Source organism: Pseudomonas pseudonitroreducens (assembly GCF_021603645.1).
In the GTDB taxonomy this organism is placed as follows: Bacteria; Pseudomonadota; Gammaproteobacteria; order Pseudomonadales; family Pseudomonadaceae; genus Pseudomonas; species Pseudomonas pseudonitroreducens.
On record NZ_BQHJ01000006.1, the window covers coordinates 93094 to 117650 of the forward strand.

Annotated in this window: 24 protein-coding genes; 11 read left to right on the forward strand and 13 right to left on the reverse strand. The window is 63.1% G+C overall.

From position 1 onward, the window contains the following. The first annotated feature begins 15 nt into the window (after positions 1 to 15). Entirely contained in the window at positions 16 to 1353 is a 1338-nt protein-coding gene (locus L6D89_RS15810) for a sigma-54-dependent transcriptional regulator (RefSeq protein ID WP_236200418.1), read from the forward strand. A 13-nt stretch (positions 1354 to 1366) separates the two neighbouring features. Here L6D89_RS15810 and thiO read toward each other — a convergent pair whose 3' ends face one another. Further along, positions 1367 to 2476 (reverse strand): glycine oxidase ThiO, encoded by a 1110-nt coding sequence (thiO, locus tag L6D89_RS15815; protein ID WP_236200419.1) that lies wholly within the window; start codon positions 2474 to 2476, stop codon positions 1367 to 1369. Positions 2477 to 2670: 194 nt separating this feature from the next. Here thiO and L6D89_RS15820 point away from each other — a divergent pair, with 194 nt between their 5' ends. The 7 genes from L6D89_RS15820 to L6D89_RS15850 all read left to right on the forward strand — a co-directional run bounded on the left by L6D89_RS15820 (position 2671) and on the right by L6D89_RS15850 (position 10193). Further along, on the forward strand, positions 2671 to 3183 hold the full coding sequence (locus tag L6D89_RS15820) for a GspH/FimT family pseudopilin (RefSeq protein ID WP_236200420.1): 513 nt from the start codon (positions 2671 to 2673) through the stop codon (positions 3181 to 3183). Between the two features lie 150 nt (positions 3184 to 3333). Beyond that, positions 3334 to 3825, forward strand: coding sequence for a GspH/FimT family pseudopilin (locus tag L6D89_RS15825; protein WP_236200421.1), 492 nt, complete (start codon positions 3334 to 3336; stop codon positions 3823 to 3825). A gap of 8 nt (positions 3826 to 3833) precedes the next feature. Beyond that, positions 3834 to 4334 carry a type IV pilus modification protein PilV gene (gene pilV, locus L6D89_RS15830; RefSeq protein WP_236200422.1) on the forward strand — a complete coding sequence of 167 codons (501 nt, stop codon included), beginning with the start codon at positions 3834 to 3836 and terminating at the stop codon, positions 4332 to 4334. Positions 4335 to 4343: 9 nt separating this feature from the next. Beyond that, the gene (locus L6D89_RS15835) at positions 4344 to 5156 is read left to right on the forward strand and encodes a PilW family protein (RefSeq protein WP_276574805.1); all 813 of its coding nucleotides are present in this window, start codon (positions 4344 to 4346) and stop codon (positions 5154 to 5156) included. Next, positions 5153 to 5755 (forward strand): PilX N-terminal domain-containing pilus assembly protein, encoded by a 603-nt coding sequence (locus L6D89_RS15840; protein ID WP_236200424.1) that lies wholly within the window; start codon positions 5153 to 5155, stop codon positions 5753 to 5755. Before L6D89_RS15835 ends, L6D89_RS15840 begins: the two co-directional genes overlap by 4 nt. After that, positions 5755 to 9744 (forward strand): pilus assembly protein, encoded by a 3990-nt coding sequence (locus L6D89_RS15845; RefSeq protein WP_236200425.1) that lies wholly within the window; start codon positions 5755 to 5757, stop codon positions 9742 to 9744. Before L6D89_RS15840 ends, L6D89_RS15845 begins: the two co-directional genes overlap by 1 nt. Next, positions 9741 to 10193, forward strand: a complete 453-nt coding sequence (locus L6D89_RS15850) for a type IV pilin protein (protein WP_236200426.1) — start codon at positions 9741 to 9743, stop codon at positions 10191 to 10193. The genes L6D89_RS15845 and L6D89_RS15850 overlap by 4 nt, the downstream gene beginning before the upstream one ends. Before the next feature lie 62 nt (positions 10194 to 10255). Here the strand turns inward: L6D89_RS15850 and ispH are convergent, their stop codons facing one another. From ispH to murJ, 6 genes are all read right to left on the reverse strand, one after another. Beyond that, on the reverse strand, positions 10256 to 11200 hold the full coding sequence (ispH, locus tag L6D89_RS15855; RefSeq protein WP_236200427.1) for a 4-hydroxy-3-methylbut-2-enyl diphosphate reductase: 945 nt from the start codon (positions 11198 to 11200) through the stop codon (positions 10256 to 10258). 97 nt (positions 11201 to 11297) lie between these two features. Next, positions 11298 to 11735: an FKBP-type peptidyl-prolyl cis-trans isomerase gene (fkpB, locus tag L6D89_RS15860; protein WP_226045991.1), complete on the reverse strand. Its 438-nt coding sequence runs from the start codon at positions 11733 to 11735 to the stop codon at positions 11298 to 11300. Then, positions 11728 to 12237, reverse strand: coding sequence for a signal peptidase II (gene lspA / locus L6D89_RS15865; protein WP_226045990.1), 510 nt, complete (start codon positions 12235 to 12237; stop codon positions 11728 to 11730). The genes fkpB and lspA overlap by 8 nt, the downstream gene beginning before the upstream one ends. Then, positions 12230 to 15064 (reverse strand): isoleucine--tRNA ligase, encoded by a 2835-nt coding sequence (gene ileS, locus L6D89_RS15870; protein ID WP_226045989.1) that lies wholly within the window; start codon positions 15062 to 15064, stop codon positions 12230 to 12232. Before ileS ends, lspA begins: the two co-directional genes overlap by 8 nt. A 21-nt stretch (positions 15065 to 15085) precedes the next feature. After that, a complete protein-coding gene (gene ribF / locus L6D89_RS15875) occupies positions 15086 to 16024 on the reverse strand; it encodes a bifunctional riboflavin kinase/FAD synthetase (protein ID WP_236200428.1) in 939 nt (312 codons plus the stop codon). A gap of 106 nt (positions 16025 to 16130) precedes the next feature. Continuing rightward, positions 16131 to 17669, reverse strand: coding sequence for a murein biosynthesis integral membrane protein MurJ (gene murJ / locus L6D89_RS15880; protein ID WP_226045988.1), 1539 nt, complete (start codon positions 17667 to 17669; stop codon positions 16131 to 16133). Between the two features lie 253 nt (positions 17670 to 17922). Between murJ and rpsT the strand changes: the two genes are divergently transcribed. Next, on the forward strand, positions 17923 to 18192 hold the full coding sequence (rpsT, locus tag L6D89_RS15885; RefSeq protein WP_009617555.1) for a 30S ribosomal protein S20: 270 nt from the start codon (positions 17923 to 17925) through the stop codon (positions 18190 to 18192). A 131-nt stretch (positions 18193 to 18323) separates the two neighbouring features. Here the strand turns inward: rpsT and L6D89_RS15890 are convergent, their stop codons facing one another. The 5 genes from L6D89_RS15890 to rplU all read right to left on the reverse strand — a co-directional run bounded on the left by L6D89_RS15890 (position 18324) and on the right by rplU (position 22086). After that, positions 18324 to 18779, reverse strand: a complete 456-nt coding sequence (locus L6D89_RS15890; RefSeq protein ID WP_226045986.1) for a CreA family protein — start codon at positions 18777 to 18779, stop codon at positions 18324 to 18326. Between the two features lie 11 nt (positions 18780 to 18790). Next, positions 18791 to 19909 carry a glutamate 5-kinase gene (proB, locus tag L6D89_RS15895; protein ID WP_226045985.1) on the reverse strand — a complete coding sequence of 373 codons (1119 nt, stop codon included), beginning with the start codon at positions 19907 to 19909 and terminating at the stop codon, positions 18791 to 18793. Positions 19910 to 20113: 204 nt separating this feature from the next. Then, complete coding sequence (gene cgtA / locus L6D89_RS15900) at positions 20114 to 21334, reverse strand: Obg family GTPase CgtA (protein ID WP_024763079.1); 1221 nt, start codon at positions 21332 to 21334, stop codon at positions 20114 to 20116. Between the two features lie 159 nt (positions 21335 to 21493). Then, positions 21494 to 21751 carry a 50S ribosomal protein L27 gene (rpmA, locus tag L6D89_RS15905; protein WP_017521622.1) on the reverse strand — a complete coding sequence of 86 codons (258 nt, stop codon included), beginning with the start codon at positions 21749 to 21751 and terminating at the stop codon, positions 21494 to 21496. A 23-nt stretch (positions 21752 to 21774) separates the two neighbouring features. Further along, positions 21775 to 22086 (reverse strand): 50S ribosomal protein L21, encoded by a 312-nt coding sequence (rplU, locus tag L6D89_RS15910; RefSeq protein ID WP_015475683.1) that lies wholly within the window; start codon positions 22084 to 22086, stop codon positions 21775 to 21777. Positions 22087 to 22328: 242 nt separating this feature from the next. On the opposite strand from rplU, the gene L6D89_RS15915 reads away from it, so the two are divergent. Then, positions 22329 to 23297 (forward strand): polyprenyl synthetase family protein, encoded by a 969-nt coding sequence (locus L6D89_RS15915; protein WP_236200429.1) that lies wholly within the window; start codon positions 22329 to 22331, stop codon positions 23295 to 23297. A gap of 170 nt (positions 23298 to 23467) precedes the next feature. After that, positions 23468 to 23692 (forward strand): PA4570 family protein, encoded by a 225-nt coding sequence (locus L6D89_RS15920; RefSeq protein ID WP_024763077.1) that lies wholly within the window; start codon positions 23468 to 23470, stop codon positions 23690 to 23692. A 233-nt stretch (positions 23693 to 23925) separates the two neighbouring features. Here L6D89_RS15920 and L6D89_RS15925 read toward each other — a convergent pair whose 3' ends face one another. Beyond that, entirely contained in the window at positions 23926 to 24543 is a 618-nt protein-coding gene (locus L6D89_RS15925; RefSeq protein ID WP_236200430.1) for a BamJ family beta-barrel-assembly machinery protein, read from the reverse strand. Positions 24544 to 24557 lie beyond the last annotated feature (14 nt).

Below are 24557 nucleotides of genomic sequence, written 5' to 3' on the forward strand. Positions count from 1 at the left end.
GAAGACGCAAAGAACATGAGCCGTCAAAAAGCCCTGATCGTCGACGACGAACCCGATATCCGCGAACTGCTGGAAATCACCCTCGGCCGCATGAAGCTGGATACCCGCAGCGCCCGCAACGTCAAGGAAGCCCGCGACTTCCTGGCCCGCGAGCCGTTCGACTTCTGCCTCACCGACATGCGCCTGCCCGATGGCACCGGCCTGGACCTGGTGCAGTACATCCAGCAGCGCCATCCGCAGATGCCGGTGGCGATGATCACCGCGTTCGGCAGCCTGGACACCGCCGTACAGGCGCTCAAGGCTGGCGCCTTCGACTTCCTGACCAAGCCGGTGGACCTCGCCCGCCTGCGCGAGCTGGTGAACTCCGCCCTGCGCCTGCGCGCGCCGGAAGCCGAGGAAGCCCCGGTGGACAGCCGCCTGCTCGGCGACTCCCCGCCCATGCGCACACTGCGCAACCAGGTGGCCAAGCTGGCCCGTAGCCAGGCACCGGTGTACATCAGCGGCGAGTCCGGCAGCGGCAAGGAGTTGGTGGCGCGGCTGATCCACGAGCAGGGCCCACGGGAGGTGCAGACCTTCGTGCCGGTCAACTGCGGCGCCATTCCCTCCGAGCTGATGGAAAGCGAGTTCTTCGGCCACAAGAAAGGCAGCTTCACCGGTGCCGTGGAAGACAAGCTCGGCCTGTTCCAGGCGGCTAACGGCGGCACCCTGTTCCTCGACGAGGTTGCCGACCTGCCGCTGCCGATGCAGGTCAAGCTGCTGCGGGTCATCCAGGAAAAGGCCGTGCGCGCCGTGGGTGGCCAGCAGGAAGTCGCGGTGGACGTGCGCATCCTCTGCGCGACCCACAAGGACCTGGCCGCCGAAGTGGCCGCCGGGCGCTTCCGTCAGGACCTCTACTATCGCCTGAACGTCATCGAACTGCGGGTTCCGCCCCTGCGCGAGCGCCGGGAAGACATCCCGTTGCTGACCGATCGCGTACTCAAGCGCCTCGCCGGCGACAGCGGGCTGGCGGCGGCCTCGGTCAGCGCCGACGCGCTGGAGAAGCTCAAGAGCTATCGCTTCCCAGGCAACGTGCGGGAGCTGGAGAACATGCTGGAGCGCGCCTACACGCTCTGCGAGGACGACGTCATCCAGCCCCACGACCTGCGACTGGCCGAGACCAGCACTGCGGACAGCGGCGGCGAAGCGAGCCTCGCGCAGATCGACAACCTCGAGGACTACCTCGAGGACATCGAGCGCAAGCTGATCATGCAGGCTCTGGAAGAGACTCGCTGGAACCGCACCGCGGCGGCGCAGCGCCTGGGCCTGACCTTCCGCTCCATGCGCTATCGCCTGAAGAAACTGGGGATCGACTGATCCCCAGCCGCCCCTAGACGATGGGCGTCGCCACCAGGCGCCCTTCGGGCGCGTACGGCGCCGCCTCGATGATCGGCGAGCGCTTCTGCATCAGATCCGCCAGCAACTGGCAGGACGCCGGCGCCAGCACCAGGCCGTTACGGTAGTGGCCGGTGTTCAGCCACAGCCCCGAATGACCGGGCACCTCGCCAATGAACGGAATACCCTGCGGCGAGCCCGGGCGCAATCCGGCCCAGTGATTCACCGGCTCCCTGCCCGCCAGCGCGGGAATCAGTTCTTCCGCCGAGGAGCGCAAGCTGCTCAAGGCATCGCCCGTCGGAGTCTTGTCAAAACCGGCATGCTCCAGCGTGCTGCCCACCAGGATATGCCCGTCGCGGCGCGGAATCGCGTAGCGCCCCTTGGCCAGCACCATGCTGGAGAGGAAATCCGCGGCGCAGCGATAGAGGATCATCTGCCCCTTCACCGGCTCAACCGGCAGCACCAGGCCCAGTTTTGCCAGCAGCTCACCGCTCCAGGCGCCAGCAGCCAGCACCACCGCATCAGCAGCGAAATCGCCCTGCTCGGTGCGCACGCCTTTCACCTGTTCACCCTCGCGGAGGAAGCCGACCACCTCGACCTGCTCGCGTACGCTGACGTTCGGCAGTCGCAGCAGCGCCTCGCGCAGCGACTTGGCCAGGCGCGGGTTACGGACGTTGGCCACGCCCGACATGTACACGGCGCGCTCGAACCCCTGCCCCAGCACCGGGACGGCTTCCCGCACGGCGCCGATGTTCACTTCCGCAAGCGGGCGGCCATGGGCCTTGGCCCATGCCAGGGCTTCGGCCTGGTCATCGAGGTCCAGCCAGTAGAGGCCGGTGACATGCACTTCCGGATCAAGCCCGGTGTCGGCGAGCAGCCGTTCGCCCAGTCGCGGGTAGAAGTCCTGCGACCAGTGGGCCAGGTTGGCAACTGCCGCGCTGTAACGCCACGGATAGAGCGGCGAAACGATACCGCCGCCGGCCCAGGAGGCCTCGCGACCGGTCTCGCCTTTTTCCAGCAGTACCACTTCGGCGCCCGCCTGCCCCAGAGTCCAGGCAGTCAGCATCCCGACTACGCCACCGCCCACTACGATCATGTCCGGCATACCACGCCCCACATCACAGGAAATTCAACGGCCCATCGCCGGCCGCACACTATACCGGGCATGAGTCGCTGACGGAGCCAGACAGAAGTCGGTGCGGCATCGGACCACTCCTACACAGCGTGTCCAACTCGACGACAAGCGCCAACCGGGTCGCCGCCAATACTTCCCCCATCTCGGTCGCCCGGAAATGAACCATGCCCAGGGGAAAAGGCTTCACCCTCATCGAACTGCTTTTCACGCTCGCGATCCTTGCCATCGCCCTGTCCATCGCGGCACCGTCATTCAGCGAAATGCTGAAGAACCAGCGCGCCATTACTGCTGCCCAGGAGCTGCGCAACGCCCTGGACTACACCCGTGAGTCCGCCGCACACAGCGGGCAACCGACCAGCATCGCCGCAATCAGCGGCGACTGGGCCGCCGGCTGGGAGGTCTTCGCCGATTCCGGCAACCGCGGAACACGAGAGTCGTCGCTATCACCGCTCGCCGCCCACGGCCCACTGAACGGCATCAGCATCCGCACCGACAACACCTCGCGCCGCTACATTCACTTCACCCCACGCGGTAACGCGATCCAGCCCAATGGCGCGTTCCACTCGAGCACACTGACCATCTGCGGTGAGGGTCAGTCGAGCTTTCGCGTCGTGTTCAACAAGGTGGGGCGCATTCGCACGGAATCAGGAAGCACCGAGGAGTTCTGCTCCCGCTGATCGACTTCGCAGTCCCCCAGCGACACAGTTCACACAACCCTGGCGCACATGACCGGATATCGCCCTATCGCGAACGGTCATCCATAGAAAAAGGACATTTCCCACAAGACAAGGCAGCATTGCCGCTATCTAAAAAGCGAGGAATGCGCCATGTCGCGCCGTAAGGCATCGGCGGGGTTTACCGTTATCGAGCTGATGATGGTGGTGTTTGTCGCGGCGATCTTCGTCGCCGTTGCACTACCAAGCTTCAGCACCGCCATCACCAACTCCCGCCTTCAATCAGCCAGCAACGAACTGGCCAGTCTGATTCAGTACGCGCGAAGCGCCGCGGTACAGAACAATCAGAGCATGAACATCTGTGCCAGCAGCGGCGTATGGAGCGTTCGCAAGAGTTGCACCGACGCCAGTGCAACTGTCCTGCGTTCATTTACCCCACCCACCGGCGTCACGGTGTCGGCATCGGTAACCAGCCTGACTTTCCGCTCGAATGGTACCGCCAGCGGCTCCGCGGATCTCATCGCCTGCGCGAACAGCACGGCCTCGTCCGGCTACAAGCTGAGCATTCAGGCCAGCGGTTTCGTGAAACTCAACGCCCAGGGCAAGGACGGTAGCGCCGCCCTGAGCTCCTGCACCCCTTCGTGAGATCCACGATGAAGAATATTCGCGGCTTCAGCATGATCGAAGTACTCATCACGTTGGTGCTGGTCTGCATCGGCGTGCTCGGCATGGTCGCCCTGCAGGGACGGACCGTGAGCTACACCCAGGACTCAGTGCAGCGCAATACTGCCGCCGCGCTGGCCAATGATCTGGTCGAAATGATTCGTGCCAACCCGACCGGCCTGCCAGCAAGCTCGGGGTTCTACAAGGCTGCCAACAGCGCCTTCCCCGACGCCCCTACCGCTGGTTGCAGCACCCCCACCAATGTTCCGTCAGAACAGTTGGCCTGCTGGGGACAGAAGGCCGGAAAGCTGCTGCCCGGTGCCAGCTCGCTGCTCACCAGCGACTTTTACGTGTGCCGATCGCTTAACGCCAACAGCTGTGGCGACGGCTCGGCCGTAGAGATCCAGCTGGCATGGACCGTCAAGCCCGGAGAGTGCATGGATAACAGTACGGCAACCACCTGTTATTACCGCCTGCGCACCGAAATCTAGGAATTCGAGATGAACAACCGACACCTGCAGCGCGGCCTCTCGATGATCGAACTGATGGTCGCGCTGGCCATCAGCAGCTTTCTCATCGTAGGGGTTACTCAGATCTACATTGATAACAAGCGCAGCTATACCTTCCAGCAAAGCCAGTCGGAGAATCAGGAAGGGTCTCGCTATTCCCTGATCTTCCTGCAGCAGGAGCTGGCGAAGGCAGGTTACCGCCGCCGCCCGGATGAGCCGATCGATTCGGCATTCAAGGCGGAAAACCTGTCAGGCTGCAACTTCGCCGCCGGCCAGACCGTGATGCGCATCAGCGCCAGTTCGGTCTGCATCCGCTACCAGCCGCGCGATAGCAATGATCGAGACTGCCAGGGCAACGCAGTCGCAACCGCCGCCGACTTCACATCGCCCTACACCAAGTCGACCGAGAACTTCGTAGAGCGGATCTGGTTCGACAGTGCCAACAACAATCTGGTGTGCACACGCCAGGCCGGCACCACCACCAAGGACGCGATCATGATGAGCGGCCTGGCAGACCTTCGCTTCGTTTTCGGCGTCGGCAGCGCCGCCAGCCCGCGCAACATCACTCAATACACGGCGAGCCCCACTACGACCCAGCCGATTCTTGCTGTGCGATTCATCACGCTGACTCGCAGCAGCTCCAACTATGTGCGCGATGCCAGCACTGCCGACAACGCCCTGCAGAACTGGAAGGATTACAGCGGCGCTACAGCCGCCGAAGTCACCGCGCTGAAAAACGCCGACAAGAGCCAGCTTTATCAATTCAGCCAGAACACCGTCACTCTCAGGAACCTGACGCCATGATGACCGCAAAGCCCCTCAGCAAGTCTTACGGCTCGCGGAACAAGCAAACCGGCGCCTCGCTGTTCATCGCGCTGGTTATCCTGCTGCTGGTCACCTTGCTGGCTCTCTCCAGCACTCGAGAAGTGGCGCTGGAGTCGCGCATTACTGCCAACTTCGTGGAACAGCAGCGCCTGTCGAACGGTGCCGAGGCAGGTCTGCGCGATGGCGAATACTCGATGATCAACCGCTTGCGTCCGCTGGAGCCGACAGCGTCCTGCGCAACAGCCGCCGCCGGCACCGTGCCGGACCCGTGCCTGCTCAAGCTGCGCAATAACACCGCCACCTATTCGCTGCTGTTCGCAACCGCAGGTCTGTCGCGCGCGTACTACCCCAAGGACGGTACGCAAGCCGATAGCAGAATGCCCATCGTCTGGTACGCACTACCTGCGCCAGGCGGTGCGGAATCCGGCGAAGCCGAGAACCCCGAGTACGGCAACATGATGAACCAGACGGGCACGTTCCGTTACGAAGTCAATGCCAAGGCTTCGACGACCACCACGAGCAATGCCGCTTACCTGCGTTCGACCACCGCCAAACTTTTCGACAACGGTGACCGTTGATGAAACTGACGACTTTCTCTCGCAAAGCAGCGATCAGCCTGCTGACCTGCTCGGCACTGTTCGGCGGCACTCAACAAGCTCAGGCAACGTTGCTCAACGTCGCGCAATCGCCGTTGATCCTTTCCGAATCGGTTGCCCCCAACCTCGTCCTCACCCTGGATGACTCGGGCAGTATGCGTTACGCCTTTGCGCCGGACAGCATGGGTGACAATGGCGCCTACCGACGCTTCAAGGCAGCTGTGTTCAACCCGATGTACTACAACCCGGCAGTGACCTATCTGATCCCGACCAAGGTGAACAGTGACGGCTCGCGGGCAAATCCGGGCTACTCGACTTCCTTTACGGCGGCCTATTCCAACGGTCTGAAGACCAGTACTGGCACCACGGACCTGAGCACCTCCTACTGGGTCACACGCAACTCCGACCCAGCCAGCGCCCCCGGCTCCAACTTCACCTCCACCGACCCCACTTACGGCTGGCGTCAGTATGTCCAGAACCCCGACGCCGACTTCGGCCCCAGGGTCCTGAGCCAGACCACCACGACGGGCAATCCGCAAGTCACCAACAACTACACCTACAGTACCAACCTGCGTAGCTGCCCCAGCAACAACACGGTGGACCCCGACACCTCGACGAACTCCAACTCGACCACGGGGAGCGACGGCAATATCACCAAGGTCGACACCAGCACGACCACCACCTACGCCTATGTCAGTTGCAAGAAGAACAGCGGCAGTAGCAACCGTTACACACTCATCGTCAACGCGACGACCACCACCACTACCACCACCACAGTCAGCAGCCCAGATCGTACCCAGAGCAGAGTACCGGCGTACTACTACGTCTATGACTCGACCCTGACTGGCTGTACCTCCAGCACTGCCGACGACAACTGCTATCGACTGGTTACGGTATCCGCCACCTCCGGTGTAGGAAATACGGACGAACGCCAGAACTTCGCCATCTGGTATTCGTTCTATCGTACTCGCGCCCTCGCCACCCTCAGCGCGGCAAACCTGGCCTTCAACAGCCTGCCCACCAGCATCCGCCTGACCTGGCAGACACTGAACAGCTGCACCACTCTGAACTCCAGCAGTTGCGGCACGAACTACTTCCGCAAGTTTTCCGATCAGCACCGGGGCAATTTCTTCACCTGGCTGGCGGGTGTTCCCTTCGTGGACGGCACCTCGTTGCGCCTGGCCATGAGCCGTGCCGGCGAGTTCCTGAAGACCTCGGACGCCTGGGCATATGACCCCAACCCGTTCACCTCCAGTGGCGGCCGCGGCACCACGGTGCAAAGTCCGACCTACGCCTGCCGCCCCAGCTATCAGATCATGATGACTGACGGTATGTGGAACGGCGACAACGGCTCCACCAGCGCCACCCTCAAGCCTGACCAGAACAACACGACCCTGCCCGACAGCAAGACCTACAGCAAGCAGGCGCCGTTCAACGACGCGACCCAGAACACCCTGGCCGACCTGGCCTTCCACTACTGGGCGACTGACGCCAATACCAGCCTCGACAACGATGTGAAGCCGCTTCTGGTCGCCCCCAACACCAGCGATGCGACCGCCGAGTACTGGGACCCGCGTAACGACCCGGCCACCTGGCAACACCTGGTGAACTACACCATCGGCCTGGGCCTGACCAGCGCCCTCGACAAGCCGGGCATTCCGTGGAGTGGCGACACCTATGGTGGCGCAGGCTATACCGCGCTGAAGAATGGCACCGCCTGGCCGGCAGCCAGTGCGGACAGCGCCAACAACGTCTACGACCTCTGGCACACCGCAATCAACTCCCGCGGCGAGTTCTTCAGCGCCGACAGCCCGGACAAGATCGTCGAAGCCTTCCGCACGATCATCAACCGCATCAGTAACCGCACTGCATCGGCCAGCGCCCCGGGCGTAACTGCCTCGGTGGTAGAGGACACCATTACTCGCGAGGTCTACGAGACCCAGTTCAACAGCGAAGACTGGTCCGGCAACCTGATCAAATACACCATCGACAGCAATGGGGCTCGCACGCAATCCTGGGACCTGGCAACGACCCTCAATGGCGTGCAGGCCTCGACCCGCAATATCAAGATGTTCAGCAGCTCGGGCACCAGCAAGCTGAAGGACTTCACCTGGGCAAACCTCAGCACAGCCCAGCAGACCTTGCTGAACCGCGACTACGACACCACCAACTCCACTGCCGATACCAAGGGTGCCCAGCGCGTCGCCTACGTACGTGGCGACCAGAGCAACGAAGGCAGTGCCTCCGGCCAGTTCCGCGAGCGCAGCAGCGTCGTTGGCGACATCATCAACTCGTCGCCGGTACTCGTCGGTACACCGAAGTATCTGGCCTACCTTGCCGACGCAATCGATGGCGCCACCACGGATGGAAGCAGCAAATACGCGGCGTTCCGTACCGCCAATAGCGCGGAGGGCGCCAACCCGGCCCGCCGTCCGATGGTCTACGTCGGCAGTAACGACGGCATGCTGCATGGTTTCGACACCCGCACCGGGGCCGAAGTCTTCTCCTACGTGCCCAGCGCCGTGATCGAGAACCTCTACAAGCTGCCCGCCAAGAAGTACAAGGGCGGCGCTCACCAGTTCTTTGTCGACGGCACGCCTGTGGTATCGGACGTCTATTACGGCGATGCCTGGCATACCGTGCTGGTCGGTACCCTCCGCGCTGGCGGCCGCTCGATGTTCGCGCTGGACATTACCAATCCGGATGCCATCACCCTGCTCTGGGAAAAGAGCTTCGATACCAGCAGCACCTACACCAACATGGGCTACACCTTCCCCACGCCGTCCATTGCCCGCCTGCACAACGGCAAATGGGCGGTAGTCACCGGCAACGGCTACGGAAACCAGAGCGCAACCGACGCCGACAAGGCATCGCTGATGATCCTGGACGTGCAAACCGGCGACATGATCAAGGAGCTGGTCGTCACCGGCGACAATACCAAGGCCAACGGCATGTCCAGCGTGAAGCTGGCCGATAACAACAGCGATGGCGTGGCCGACTACGCCTACGCGGGCGACCTGCAAGGCAACCTCTGGCGCTTCGATCTGTTCCCCGCCAGCGCCCGCGACAACAGCGGAACCGATCCCTTCAAGCGCGGTACCGGGGGGATCGTGGATTCCACAAGCAATGCCAATGACTTCGCCGTCTCCTACGGTGGAAAGCCGCTCTACACCGCCAAGGACAGCCGCGCTACCGGCGCGACTGCACAGACCATCATGGCGGCACCGTCGCTGGTACGGCATCCGACGACCCTGGGCTACCTCGTGATCTTCGGAACCGGTAAATACTTCGAAACCACTGACGGCAACGTCGATTCGACCCGAGCCCAGAGCATCTACGGCATCTGGGACCGCAAGACCCGCGCGCAAAGCACTTCGGCCCCGAACCCGGCACTGGCGCGCAGCAATCTTGTTACCCAGACCATCACCGAGGAAGCTGCGAACAATCCGTTCGCCAGCAATACCAACGTAGAGGGTATTCGCACAGTCAGTCAGAACTCGATCCAGTGGTACACCACCAACGCCACCGACACGACGGACAGCAGCGTGAACAAGTGGGGTTGGGTCCTGGACCTGAAGATCGATGGCTCGAGCACCCTGAGCGGCGAAATGATGATCAACCCGATGTCGACTCGCGGCACGACACTACTGGTCAACACGCTGACTCCCAATGCCGACCCATGCAAGGAAGGTGTCGACTCGTGGATCTATGGTCTCGACCCGTACACAGGTGGTCGGACCAAGTACAACGTGTTCGACTTGAACAATGACAAGACCATTAATGATGGTGACACCTACGGTAGTGGTAACAGCGTGGTGTCGGGTTACAAGAAACCCGGCGCAGGCGGTTTCACTACCAACAATGGTGAGATTTACACCTCTCCAGGTCTGGGCAGCGGCATGATGTACAGCTCTGGCCCGACCTCCACCGGGCGCCAGACTTGGCGAGCCATCCCTGAGGAAGCACGATGAAAACCTCTGCAAGCATGTCCGCAGGCTTCACGCTGATGGAGTTGATGATCGTGGTCGCGGTTATCGGCGTCCTGGCGGGCATCGCCTACCCAAGCTATGCAAACTATGTTCTGCGCGCGAATCGCAGTGAAGCTCAGTCAATGCTCAATGACGCTGCTGCGCGGCAGGAGCGCTACTACGCGCAGAACTACGCCTATGTCGTCAGCGCTACCGATCTGGGCAAGCTCGGTATGCGCAACACCACGGGCACCGGTAGCTCGACGGCAGTCAAGTCGGACACCGGGAAGTACACCTTGAGCGTTGGCACCGATAACAGCGGCTACATCCTGACAGCCACTCGAGCAGGCTCCCAGGTTGCTGATACAGCCTGCGGCAACCTCACGCTCAACGGTGCTGGAGTCAAAGGCGTAAGCGCTACAGGCGCCAGCGTCACAGACTGCTGGAAGTAAGTGCCCAACAAAAAAGCCCGATCAACTGATCGGGCTTTTTTATTGCCAGGACTAATCCGCGCTCAGAGCGCCTTGACGCGCAGTTCCTTGGGCATGGAGAAGGTAATGTTCTCCTCTCGCCCGTCGAGCTCCACTTCAGGCTCCGCACCCCAGTCGCGCAGTTGCTGGATCACGCCACGCACCAGCACTTCCGGAGCCGAGGCGCCGGCGGTGATGCCGATGCGCTGCACGCCATCGAACCATTCCTTCTGCATGTCCTCGGCACCGTCGATCAGGTAGCCGGGGGTGCCCATGCGCTCGGCCAGTTCGCGCAGGCGGTTGGAGTTGGAGCTGTTCGGGCTGCCCACCACCAGCACCAGGTCGCACTGGTCGGCCAGTTCCTTCACCGCGTCCTGGCGGTTCTGGGTGGCGTAGCATATGTCGTTCTTGCGTGGGCCCTGGATGTGTGGGAATTTCGCGCGCAGTGCGTCGATCACCTTGGAGGTGTCGTCCATCGACAGGGTGGTCTGGGTGACGAAATGCAGCGCTTCGGCGTTGCGCACTTCCAGCGCGGTGACGTCGTCTTCGTCTTCCACCAGGTAGATGGCACCGCCGTTGGAGGCGTCGTACTGGCCCATGGTGCCTTCCACTTCCGGATGACCTTCGTGGCCGATCAGGATGCACTCGTGGCCGTCACGGCTGTAGCGCACGACTTCCATGTGCACCTTGGTCACCAGCGGACAGGTCGCGTCGAAGACCTTCAGACCGCGGTTCTCGGCCTCCTTGCGCACGGCCTGGGAAACGCCGTGGGCACTGAAGATGACGATGGTGTCGTCCGGTACCTGGTCCAGTTCCTCGACGAACACGGCGCCGCGGTTGCGCAGGTTCTCCACCACGAACTTGTTGTGCACCACTTCATGGCGCACGTAGATCGGCGGGCCGAAGACGTCGAGGGCGCGGTTGACGATCTCGATCGCCCGGTCGACGCCGGCGCAGAAGCCGCGGGGATTGGCGAGTTTGATTTGCATGGTGGCCTCGGGTGCTACGCAAGCCGGCCCACGAGGGGCCGGTAGGAATACATCGCCTGATGCGAAACGGCCCACTGAATCCGGGCCAGGCGCACGATCAGGCTGATTTCACATCAATGATATCGACTTCGAAGGCGAGCGTTTTGCCAGCCAGCGGATGGTTGAAGTCGATGGTGACGTGTTGCTCGTCGAACTCTTTGACGACGCCCGGCAGCTCGGTCTTGGCGGCATCGTTGAAGATCACCAGCAGGCCTTCGGCCAGTTCCATGCCCTGGAACTGGTCGCGCGGCATCACCTGCACATTGGCCGGGTTAGGCTGGCCGAAGCCCGCCTCCGGCTCGATGGTCAGGGTGCGCTTGTCGCCAGCCTTGAGGCCGAACAGCGCCTGCTCGAAGCCCGGCAGCAGGTTGCCGTCACCGACCTTGAAGGTGGCCGGTTGCTTGTCGAAGGTGCTGTCGACGACGTTGCCGTCTTCGAGTTTCAGGGCGAAATGCAGGGTGACTTGGGAATCACCACCAATACGGACATCAACCATTGGCGGTCTCTCCGGAATTTTTCGATTTGAACATGTCCAGCGCCAGCATGATGGCGCCGACGGTGATGGCGCTGTCGGCCAGGTTGAAGGCCGGGAAGCGCCAGCGGTCCTGCCAGTGGACGAGGATGAAGTCCACCACGTGGCCCAGGACCATGCGGTCGTACAGGTTGCCCAGCGCGCCGCCCAGCACCAGGGCCAGGGCGATGGCCAGCCAGGTCTCGCCGCGCTTGAGGCGTTTGAGCCAGACCACCAGCACGACGCTGACCACGATGGCGATCAGGGCAAACAGCCAGCGCTGCCAGCCGGAGCTGTCGGCGAGGAAGCTGAACGCGGCGCCGGTGTTGTAGGCCAGGGTCCAGCTGAACAGGTCGGGGATGACCACGATCTGCTGGTACATGGTCAGCTCAGCCTGGAAGAAGGCCTTGGAGACCTGATCCAGGACGAACACCAGCACGGTGATCCACAGCCAGGGCAGGCGACCGAAGCGATCGGCGTTAGGCATAGTGACGCACCTCGCCCGCGCCTTCGATGTTCTCGACGCAGCGGCCGCACAGTTCCGGGTGAGCGGCATTGCTGCCGACATCCGCGCGGAAGTGCCAGCAACGGCCGCACTTGGCGTGGGAGGACTTCACCACCTGCAGCTTCAGGCCCGGCAGTTCACTCGCTACCGCATCGGCGGGCGCGGCGGACAGCGGCGCGACGGTGGCGGCGGAGGTAATCAGCACGAAGCGCAGCTCGTTGCCCAGCTTCTCCAGGCGCTTGGCCAGGGAGTCTTCGGCGTAGAGGGTGATCTCGGCCTGCAGGTTGCCGCCGATGGTCTTGGCGCTGCGCAGGTTCTCCAGTTCCTTGTTCACGGCGGCCTTGGCAGCCATGACTTCATCCCAGTAGGCGCGATCCAGCTCGGCGTCGGCCGGCAGTTCCGCGAGACCGTCGTACCAGGTGGTCAGCATCACCGACTCGGCGCGCTCGCCCGGCATGAAGCTCCAGATTTCCTCGGCCGTGAAGGCCATGATCGGCGCGATCCAGCGCACCAGGGCCTCGGCGATGTGGAACAGCGCGGTCTGGCAGGAACGGCGGGCAACGCTGTTGGCCTGGGTGGTGTACTGGCGGTCCTTGATGATGTCCAGGTAGAAGCCGCCCAGCTCCTGCACGCAGAAGTTGTGCACCTTGGAGTAGACGTTCCAGAAGCGGTAGTCGCGGTAGGCCTCTTCCAGCTCGCGCTGCAGCTGCAGCGCGCGGTCGATGGCCCAGCGGTCCAGGGCCAGCAGCTGGTCGTTGGGCAGCAGGTCCTTGGCCGGGTCGAAGCCGGACAGGTTGGACAGCAGGAAGCGCGTGGTATTGCGGATACGACGGTAGGCGTCGGCGCTGCGCTGGAGGATCTGCTGGGAAACGGCGATCTCACCGGAGTAGTCGGTGGACGCAACCCACAGGCGCAGGATGTCGGCGCCCATGCTGTCGATCACGGTCTGCGGCACCACGGTGTTGCCCAGGGACTTGGACATCTTGCGGCCGGACTCGTCCACGGTGAAGCCGTGGGTCAGCAGTTGGCGGTACGGCGCATGGCCGTCGATCGCGCAGCCGGTCAGCAGCGACGAGTGGAACCAGCCGCGGTGCTGGTCGGAACCTTCCAGGTAGAGATCGGCGGCCGGACCGCTGGCATGGCCCAGCTCGGCGTGGGAGCCGCGCAGCACGTGCCAGTGGGTGGTGCCGGAGTCGAACCAGACGTCCAGGGTGTCGTTGATCTTGTCGTACTGCGCGGCTTCATCGCCCAGCAGTTCGGCGGCGTCGAGCTTGAACCAGGCTTCGATGCCCTCTTTCTCGACGCGCAGGGCCACTTCTTCCATCAGCTCGACGGTGCGCGGGTGCAGCTCGCCGGTGGCCTTGTGCAGGAAGAACGGAATCGGTACGCCCCAGTTGCGCTGGCGCGAGATGCACCAGTCCGGACGGCCGGCGATCATGCCGTGCAGGCGCGCCTGGCCCCAGTTGGGCACGAATTCGGTCTGGGTGATGGCTTCCAGCGCGCGCTCGCGCAGGGTGGCGCCGGTCTGCGGCTGCTTGTCCATGCCGACGAACCACTGCGCGGTGGCGCGGTAGATCAGCGGGGTCTTGTGGCGCCAGCAGTGCATGTAGCTGTGGTTGATGGCCGCGTGCTTGAGCAGCGCGCCAACTTCGTCGAGCTTGGCGACGATATTCGGGTTGGCCTTCCAGATGAACTGGCCGCCGAAGAACGGCAGGTCGGCCACGTACACGCCGTTGCTCTGCACCGGGCTGAGGATGTCGTCGTTGACCATGCCGTACTGCTTGCAGGTACGGAAGTCGTCCTCACCGTAGGCCGGGGCGGAGTGAACCACGCCGGTGCCGGCGCCCAGTTCGACGTACTCGGCCAGGTAGACCGGCGACAGGCGCTCGTAGAACGGATGACGGAAACGGATCAGGTCCAGCGCTTCGCCTTGTGCGGTAGCGATGACCTTGCCTTCCAGGCCATAACGCTGCAGGCAGGACTCGACCAGCTCCTCGGCCAGCACCAGCAGGCGCTCGCCGGTATCGACCAGGGCGTAGGTGAATTCGGGGTGGACGTTCAGCGCCTGGTTGGCCGGAATGGTCCAGGGGGTGGTGGTCCAGATGACGATGGCGGCCGGCTTGGGCAGGCTGGCCAGGCCGAAGGCGGCGGCCAGCTTGCCTTCGTCTTCCACCGGGAAGGCGACGTCGATGGCGTCGGACTTCTTGTCGGCATACTCGACTTCCGCCTCGGCCAGGGCCGAACCGCAGTCGAAGCACCAGTTCACCGGCTTCAGGCCCTTGAACACGAAGCCCTGCTTGACCATCTCGGCGAGGGCGCGGATTTCGCCAGCCTCGTTGGAGAAGTTCATAGTCTTGTAGGGGTTGTCCCAGTCACCCAGCACACCCAGACGGATGAAGTCGGCCTTCTGCCCTTCGATCTGCTCGGCAGCATATTCGCGGCACAGCTCGCGGGTCTTGTCCGCCGGCAGGTTCTTGCCGTGGGTGGTCTCGACCTTGTGCTCGATCGGCAGGCCGTGGCAGTCCCAGCCCGGCACATAAGGGGCGTCGTAGCCGGCCAGGGTCTTGGAGCGGACGATGATGTCCTTGAGGATCTTGTTGACCGCGTGACCGATGTGGATGCTGCCGTTGGCGTAGGGCGGGCCATCGTGCAGGATGAATTTCGGGCGACCTTCGCCAATCTTCCGCAGCTTCTGGTACAGGCCAATGTCGTTCCAGAGCTTCAGGGTCTGCGGCTCGCGCTGCGGCAGGCCGGCTTTCATCGGGAAGTCGGTTTCGGGAAGGTTCAGAGTGGCTTTGTAATCGGTCATCTCAGGGCCTGTTCAGGATCTTCAATCAAGCGGTTGGCCCAGCCAGTAGGCTCGGGCGGCGGCGATGTCGGCGAGGATGGCCGCCTTGAGTGCCTCGAGCGAGGCAAAACGCTGCTCATCACGCAGCGTCTGGTGGAACGTGATATCCAGGTGCTGGCCGTACAGATCGCCGGCGAAATCCAGCAGATGCACTTCCAGATGGGGCCGACCGTCGCCATTCACGGACGGCCGGGTGCCGATGTTGGCAACCCCGTTCTGGCGCAGGCCAGCCACCATCGTGCTGACCAGGTAAACGCCATTGAGCGGCGCCTTGCGGCGCTTGAGCTGGATGTTCGCGGTGGGCGAACCCAGCGTGCGCCCCAGCTTCTGTCCGTGCAGCACGCGGCCGCTCAGGCGATACGGGCGACCCAGCAGGCGCTCGACCATGTGCAGGTCGCCGTCGGCCAGATCCTTGCGGATACGCGAGCTGCTCACACGCATGCCGTCGACTTCCACGGTGGTCGCGGCTTCGACGGTAAAGCCCTGCTCCGCACTGGCGTTGACCAGGAAGGCGAAGTCGCCGGAACGGTCGCAGCCGAAGCGGAAATCATCGCCCACTTCCAGATGGCGAACGCGCAGGCCCTCCACCAGCACCTGGCGAACGAACTCGGCGGCCGACAGCTCGCGCAGACGGCGGTTGAACGCCAGGCAGAGGACAAAGTCGACGCCGTACTGGCGCAGCAGTTCGAGCTTCTCGCGCAGGCGGCTCAGGCGCACCGGCGCGGCATCGGGCGCGAAATATTCGCGCGGCTGCGGCTCGAAGATCACCACGCAGCTGGGCACGCCCAGCTCCAGCGAACGCTCGCGCAGACGCCCCAGGATAGCCTGGTGGCCGAGATGGACGCCGTCGAAATTACCGATGGTGGCGACACAGCCCCCGGACAGGGGCCGCAGGTTGTGAAGGCCTCGAAGCAGCTGCATAGCGCGCGTATTGCTCAGAAAGTGGTCGATTATACCCGCACCCGCCGCCGCGCGACAGGCAAAATGCCGTCGCCGCAAACGGATGCAATGCTTTGCCCGGCGAAGGCTACAGCACCGCGCGGCGGGAGAAGTCCCGCAGGCGGAAGCCGAGAAGCGCCAGCATACCGAAATAGGCGACCACACCGGCCACCACCAGCGCACCCAGGCGCACCAGGCGAATCGGCATGCCGCCCTGATCCCAGGCCGGCATGAAGTGCATCATGCCAATCAGCACCGCGCACATCACCAGTACAGCTACGACTAATTTACCGATGAACTTGCCCCAGCCCGACTGCGGCTCGAACAGTTGCTGCTTGCGCAACTGCCAGAACAGCAGCCCGGCATTCAGGCAGGCCGCCAGGCTGATGGCCAGTGCCAGGCCCGCATGCTTGAGCGGGCCAATGAACACCAGGTTCATCAGTTGGGTGGAAACCAGGGTGAACAGCGCGATTTTCACCGGTGTCTTGATGTTCTGCCGCGCATAAAAGCCCGGCGCCAGCACCTTCACCAGGATGATGCCGAGCAGGCCGACCGCATAAGCGATCAGCGCGTGCTGGGTCATCAGGGCGTCGTGGGCGCTGAACTTGCCGTACTGGAACAGCGCGACGGTCAGCGGCTCGGCGATCACGGCCAGCGCCAGGGAGCACGGCAACACCAGCAGGAAGCACAGGCGCAAGCCCCAGTCCATCAGCCGCGAATACTCGTGACGGTCATCGCTGGCGTAGGTCTTGGCCAGCGAAGGCAGCAGGATGGTGCCCAGCGCCACGCCGAGCACGCCGGACGGCAGCTCCATCAGACGATCCGCGTAGTACATCCAGGACACGGAACCGGCAACCAGGAACGAGGCGAAGATAGTGTTGATGATCAGCGAAATCTGGCTGACCGAGACACCGAGGATCGCCGGCCCCATCTGTTTCATCACGCGCCAGACGCCGGAATCGCGCAGGTTGATGCGCGGCAGCACCAGCATGCCGATCTTCTTCAGGTGCGGCAGCTGATAAAGAAGCTGCGCCAGGCCGCCAGCCAGTACCGCCCAGCCTAGCGCCATGATCGGCGGGTCGAAGTACGGCGTCAGGAACAGCGCGAAGAGGATCATGCTGACGTTCAGCAGGGTCGGCACGAAGGCCGGCACCGAGAAGCGGTTCCAGGTATTGAGGATCGCCCCCGCCAGGGAGGCCAGCGAGATCAGCAGGATATAAGGGAAGGTCACCCGCAGCAGGGAGCTGGTGAGTTCGAACTTCTCCGGCGAATCGACAAAGCCGGGCGCCGTCACCCAGATCACCCAGGGTGCAGCCAGCATTCCCAGTGCGGTGACCAGCGCCAGGATCAGCGTCAGCAGACCGGACACATAGGCGATGAAGGTGCGCGTCGCCTCCTCGCCCTGCTGGGTTTTGTACTCCGCCAGGATCGGCACGAAAGCCTGGGAGAAGGCGCCCTCGGCGAATATGCGGCGCAGCAGGTTGGGCAGCTTGAAGGCGACGAAGAAGGCGTCGGTGGCCATGCCGGCGCCGAACATGCGCGCGACGATCGTGTCACGCACGAAGCCGAGCACCCGCGAGATCATGGTCATCGAGCTGACCGCGGCCAGCGATTTGAGTAGGTTCATAGCGTCCAAAACAGGTAGAATGGCCGCCCCTGCCGGGCGCGGCACTGGCTTCGAGCGACTGCTCGAGCGCCAGGCGAAGCGCAGCAGTGTAGGGCCGCGGTGCGAATAAATCACCCCGTCCACCGGCCAGTGTGCGCCCGTCGCACCACTCGTCGGAGGTTGCCCATACCCTTGACAAGGCCTTGATGCAACGGCATTATTCGCGGCCTTAATTTATTCGCAACATCCCAAGTTTTTTTCGAGGAGCTCGACGGTGGCCAACACACCTTCCGCCAAAAAACGCGCCAAACAGGCTGAGAAGCGTCGCAGCCACAACGCCAGCCTGCGTTCCATGGTTCGTACCTACATCAAGAACGTAGTCAAAGCAGTCGACGCCAAGGACCTGCCGAAGGCCCAGGCCGCTCTGGTTGCTGCCGTACCGGTCATCGACCGCATGGCTGACAAAGGCATCATCCACAAGAACAAGGCCGCTCGCCACAAGAGCCGCCTGAACGCCCACGTGAAGGCCCTGGCCACCGCGTAAGCGTTCCGTTCTTGAAAAACCGGCCCCAGGGCCGGTTTTTTATTGCCTGCGATTTGCCTGCCGGACACTTATCCACAGGGCTGTTTTTCTGCAGGCAAAAAGAAAGGGCGGTCAACCCGCCCTTTTCTTTCTTACTTCTCAGGCCACGGCATGATCGGGATCGCCGTCACCGCATTCTGCGGACTGCCCTCGATCACCCGGTCGCTGTAGACCAGATAGACCAGCGCATTGCGCTTCTTGTCGAAGAAACGCACCACCTGCATGGTCTTGAACACCAGAGAGGTACGCTGCTGGAACACCACCTCGCCGTCCTTGAGCTCACCTGCAAAGCGGATCGGCCCCACCTGGCGACAGGAGATCGATGCCTCGGCACGATCTTCCGCCAGTCCCAGACCACCCTTCACACCGCCAGTCTTGGCTCGCGACAGGTAGCAACTGACACCCTCCACCTTGGGATCATCGAAAGCCTCAACGACGATCTTGTCGTTAGGCCCGACCCATTTGAAAACAGTGGACACCTCACCGACCACATCGGCGCGGGCCAATGCCGGCAGCAACAGCAGTGCAGCGATCAATCCCTTGCGCATGCGAACGCTCCTCAGACCAGAACCAGGTTGTCGCGGTGCACCAGCTCCGGACCATCGACATAACCCAACAGACCTTCGATCGCGTCGGTCGGCTGGCCGATGATCTTTTGCGCCTCGAGCGCACTGTAGTTGGCCAGCCCACGGGCGATCTCGCGCCCCTGCTGATCCACGCAAACCACCATCTCACCGCGCCGGAAACTGCCCTGCACAGCCTTCACACCGACCGGCAGCAGGCTTTTGTGATCCTGCGACAGCGCCTTCACCGCACCATCGTCGAGCACCAGGGTGCCGCGCATCTGCAGGTGGCCGGCCAGCCACTGCTTGCGCGCGGCCTTGCGACTCTGCTCGGGAGTCAGCAGCGTACCGAGACGCTCACCCACACGCAGGCGATCCAGCACGCGCTCGATACGACCACCAACGATGACCGTATGCGCACCGGAACGCGCCGCGAGACGGGCCGCGCGCAGCTTGGTCTGCATACCGCCACGCCCCAGCGCACCGCCCGTACCGCCAGCCACGGCATCCAGCGCCGCATCATCGGCACGAGCCTCGAAGATCAGCTGGGCATCGGGGTTATTGCGCGGATCGGCATCGAACATGCCATCGCGATCCGTGAGGATCACCAGCAGGTCAGCCTCGACTAGGTTGGCCACCAGCGCCGCCAGGGTGTCGTTGTCGCCGAAGCGGATCTCGTCGGTGACCACGGTGTCGTTCTCGTTGATCACCGGAATCACACCCAGATCCACCAGCGTGCGCAAGGTGTTGCGCCCGTTCAGGTAGCGCTTGCGATCGGACAGGTCATCATGGGTCAGCAGCACCTGAGCGGTCTGCAAGCCGTGCACGCCGAAGCTCGACTCCCAGGCCTGCACCAGACCCATCTGCCCCACCGCGGCGGCCGCCTGCAGCTCGTGCATGTCACTAGGTCGAGCAACCCAACCCAGGCGACTCATGCCCGCCGCCACAGCACCGGAAGACACCAGCACCAGCTCGACGCCCGCGCAATGCAGCGCGACCATCTGCTCGACCCAGACCGCCATGGCGTCGCGATCCAGACCGCGACCATCGGCGGTCAGCAACGCACTGCCAATCTTGACTACCCAGCGCTTGGCGCCAGTTACCTTCTCACGCATACCCTCAACCTTAGAACCTGTCCAATGTCTGCCTGCGCTTGCCCATGCTGCGTTAAAAGCAGGCTCAAAATGCTCATTTACCACTCGTAAACTGCGCTTTTTCACCTGCTTTTGCCTTGCCTGAGCTGCGCTCGGCGAGACTTTGAACAGGCTCTAGAAGTCAGGCTTCACACGTTTCATCCGGACCGGCGGGCGCAGCTCCGATCAAGGCACGTAGAAGATTTCCGGCCCATCGCCGTCGTCTTCGTCATCCTCGAAATCATCGTCATCCACATCGTCGACATTCTTCAGACCAGAGCGACGCAGTGCACGGGCGTCGTCCAGAGCCTGCAGACGGGCGCGAGCCTCGTCTTCGATGCGCTGATCCAGGGCCGCCAGGGCTTCGCCATAGGCCGGCTCTTCCTCGATCCGCAGAGTGCGTTCGTCGAGGTATTTCATGATGTCCTGGCTCAGCTTCTCGGTGCCTTCGCGCTCCAGAGCAGAAATCACGTAGACCGGCCCCTCCCAACCGAGGCGCTCGACCACAGCCTGCTTGCGACGCTCCTGCTCCTCGGGCTCGAGGATCTGGTCCATCTTGTTCAGCACCAGCCAGCGATCACGCTCGGTCAGCGCCGGGCTGAATTTTTCCAGCTCGTGGACGATGGTTTCCGCAGCATCGGCCGGGTCACTTTCGTCCAGCGGCGCCATGTCGACGATGTGCAGCAGCAGGCGGGTACGCGCCAGGTGCTTGAGGAAGCGGATACCCAGGCCGGCACCTTCGGCAGCACCCTCGATCAGGCCAGGAATATCGGCGACCACGAAGCTCTTGAAGCGACCAACACTGACCACGCCCAGGTTCGGCACCAGGGTGGTGAAGGGATAATCGGCGACCTTCGGCTTGGCGGCAGACACCGCACGGATGAAGGTGCTCTTGCCGGCGTTGGGCAGGCCGAGCAGACCGACGTCCGCCAGCACTTTCAGCTCCAGCTTGAGATCACGCGCATCGCCAGGCTTACCTGGAGTGGTCTGGCGCGGCGCGCGATTGGTGCTGGACTTGAAGCGAGTATTGCCCAGGCCGTGCCAACCACCCTGGGCAACCATGATGCGCTGACCGGCAACGGTCAGGTCGCCGATGATCTCCTGGGTATTGGCATCGATGATGGTGGTACCGACCGGCACGGGCAGGACGAGATCGTCGCCCTTGGCGCCCGTGCAGTCCTTGCTGCCGCCGTTCTCGCCGCGCTGGGCGTCGAAACGACGGGTGTAGCGGTAGTCCACCAGGGTATTCAGGTTCTCGTCGGCCTCGAGATACACCGAGCCGCCGTCGCCACCGTCACCGCCGTTGGGACCGCCTTTCTCGATGAACTTCTCGCGGCGGAAGCTCATGAGGCCGTTGCCGCCGTCACCGGCTTTCACGTGGATGGATACTTCGTCGACGAATTTCATTGCGAACGCCTCCCGCCGAGCCGGCGGGTTGAAAATAAGAAAAGGAGCATAGGATACAGCCAAGTCCGCGCAAACGCCCGAACCGACAGCACCTCGCCTGGAAACGCCAGAAACAAAAAAGCCCCGTCGCGAGACAGGGCTTTTTCAGTGAGAGCTCGCTTAGGCAGCGACGACGCTTACATAGCGACGGCCAAAGGCGCCTTTCACTTCGAACTTGATCACGCCGTCGACTTTAGCGAACAGGGTGTGATCCTTGCCCATGCCAACGCCGTAGCCAGCGTGGAACTGGGTACCGCGCTGACGCACGATGATGTTGCCTGCTTTCACAGCCTGGCTACCGAACAGCTTCACGCCAAGGCGTTTGCTTTCTGAGTCGCGGCCGTTGCGGGTACTACCGCCAGCTTTTTTGTGTGCCATGAGTCAATTCTCCTGAAGAGGAATTAGGCCTGGATGCCGGTGATCTTGATTTCAGTGAACCACTGGCGGTGGCCCTGACGCTTCATGTGGTGCTTGCGGCGGCGGAACTTGATGATGCGCACTTTGTCGTGACGACCGTGGGAAACCACTTCTGCGGTCACTTTCGCGCCTTCTACCACCGGCAGGCCGATCTTGACGTCATCGCCGTTGGCGACCAGCAGGATGCGATCCAGGTTGATCGCTTCGCCGGTGGCGACGTCGAGTTTCTCGACCTTGAGGAATTCGCCTTCGGTGACTTTGTATTGCTTGCCACCAGTAACAATTACTGCGTACATCTGGATGTCTCCGTTAGACCTGCTCACCCGACGCTTTATAGAAAGAGGAATCGGTCGGCATGGCTGCATGGGGCCGGAAAGGACGCCCGTGCAATTGCGTAAGGCAGGATATGCCAGGGAAGTTCGGGGCCGCGATTCTACGCAAACACTCGGTGCGGATCAAGCCCCATGGGGCCTTGCCTTGACAGGCCTTCCCCCCGCCACCTAGCATGCCGCGCAATCTACGAGGAGCGCTGTCTTTAATGCAACCCCAGGCTTTCTATCGCGTGGTGGCGGACGACTTCACCGCCGTCGACGGCATCATCCGTCGCCAACTCACTTCCCGCGTTCCCCTGGTGGAAAAGATCGGCGACTACATCATCTCCGCCGGCGGCAAGCGCCTTCGCCCGCTGCTGGTGCTCCTCTCGGGCAAGGCCCTGGGCTATTCGGGCGATGACCTGAAGTTGCTGGCCGCCACCATCGAATTCCTGCACACCTCCACCCTGCTGCACGACGACGTGGTCGACGCTTCCGGCCTGCGCCGCGGCCGCGCCACTGCCAATGCCCAATGGGGCAACGCACCGAGCGTGCTGGTGGGCGACTTCCTTTATGCGCGCTCCTTCGAAATGATGGTCGAGCTGGGCTCCATGCCGGTCATGCGCATCATTTCCCAGGCCACCCGCGTGATCGCCGAGGGCGAAGTACTGCAGCTGTCCAAGGTTCGCGACGCCAGCACTACCGAAGAAACCTACATGGAAGTCATCCGCGGCAAGACTGCGATGCTCTTCGAAGCGTCCACCCACAGTGCCGCTGCGCTGGCCGAAGCGCCAGCCGAGCAGGCCGAGGCGCTGCGCCTGTTCGGCGACGCCCTGGGCATCGCCTTCCAGCTGGTGGACGACCTGCTCGACTACCGCGGCGACGCCGCCAGCCTGGGCAAGAACGTCGGCGATGACCTCGCCGAAGGCAAGCCTACCCTGCCGCTGATCGCCACCATGCGCGACGGCACCCCGGAACAGGCCGCGCTGGTGCGCAAGGCCATCCAGCAGGGCGGCAGCCAGGACCTGGAAGGCATCCGCGCCGCCGTCGAGGCTGCCGGCGCCCTGGACTACACCGCCAACCTGGCTCGTGACTATGCCGCCCGCGCCATCGAGCACCTCAAGGCACTGCCGGACAACGAATACCGCGCCGCGCTGATCGAACTGGCCGAGTTCTCGGTCGCCCGCACGCACTGATCCGCCGCTTCGCCAGAGCCCGCCCCGGTTCGCCGCGGCGGGCTTTTTATTGCCTCGCCGTTGACCGGGAACAACAGGTCGTCGCCTGCGTGAAAATTTTTCCAATTCAGGCTTGCTATTGAGATAATAAGAATTATTCTCATTAAACGGTCTGCACGGAGGAACACGCCATGACCTACATGATCGACGCCTGGCTGGATCGCCCACATCCCTACCTGCGCATCCTGCATCGGGACACCGGGGAAGTCTGCGCGGTACTCGAAGAAGAAGCCCTGGATGAACTGCGTGAACAGGGTGGCCTGGAGCTGTCCGAACTGAGCACCAGCGAGCCACTGGTACTCAAGGAGTTGGTGCGCAACCTGTTCCTGTTCTGTTACGCCCGCGCACTGCGCTAGTCGACCACAACCACGGCTGCAAACAACCCTTGCAGCGGTGCCGAGAGGTTCGCGAGCAATGGCTGGGCGCCCCCTCGGTCCTACAAAAAGCGGGGGCAGCGTGAAGATTGCGGCGGCGCAGGACGCGCCGCCGGTGCTCCGCCGCCCGGGAGGCGGATGCATAAAGGGGCGCCGAAGCGCCCCTTTTCCTGCGGAGCGGCCAGGGATGGCGCTCCGCAGTGAACCCTCGGGAATCAGAGGATTTCCAGCAGCTCGACATCGAACACCAGCACACTGTGCGGCGGGATGCTGCCGACGGCCTGGCCGCCGTAGGCCAGCTCGCTCGGCACGTGCAGACGCCATTTGCTGCCAGCGTTCATCAGTTGCAGGGCCTCGACCCAACCGGCGATTACACCACCCACCGGGAATTCTGCCGGCTGGCCGCGCTCGTAGGAGCTGTCGAAGACGGTGCCGTCGACCAGGGTGCCGTGGTAGTGGGTACGCACGGTGTCTTCGCGGGACGGCTTGGCACCTTCGCCGCTGACCAGTACTTCGTACTGCAGGCCGGACGGCAGGACAGTCACGCCTTCGCGCTTGGCGTTGTCCACCAGGTACTCGCGGCCAACGGCGGCGGCAGCTTCGGCTTTGGCCTGGGCTTCAGCCTGCATGCGCTCGCGGATCACCTGGAAGCTGGCGGACAGAGCCTCGCCCGGAACGCGGCTTTCGGCGCCGGCGTAGGCGTCGGACAGGCCAGCCAGGATGGCGTCGAGGGTCATGCCCGGAACCGGGTTCTCGCGCAGCTGGTCGCCCAGCTGACGGCCAATGCCGTAGCTGACGCGGGCTTCGTCGGTGGAAAGGTTGAGTTCGCTCATGGCGGCGCTCCGCT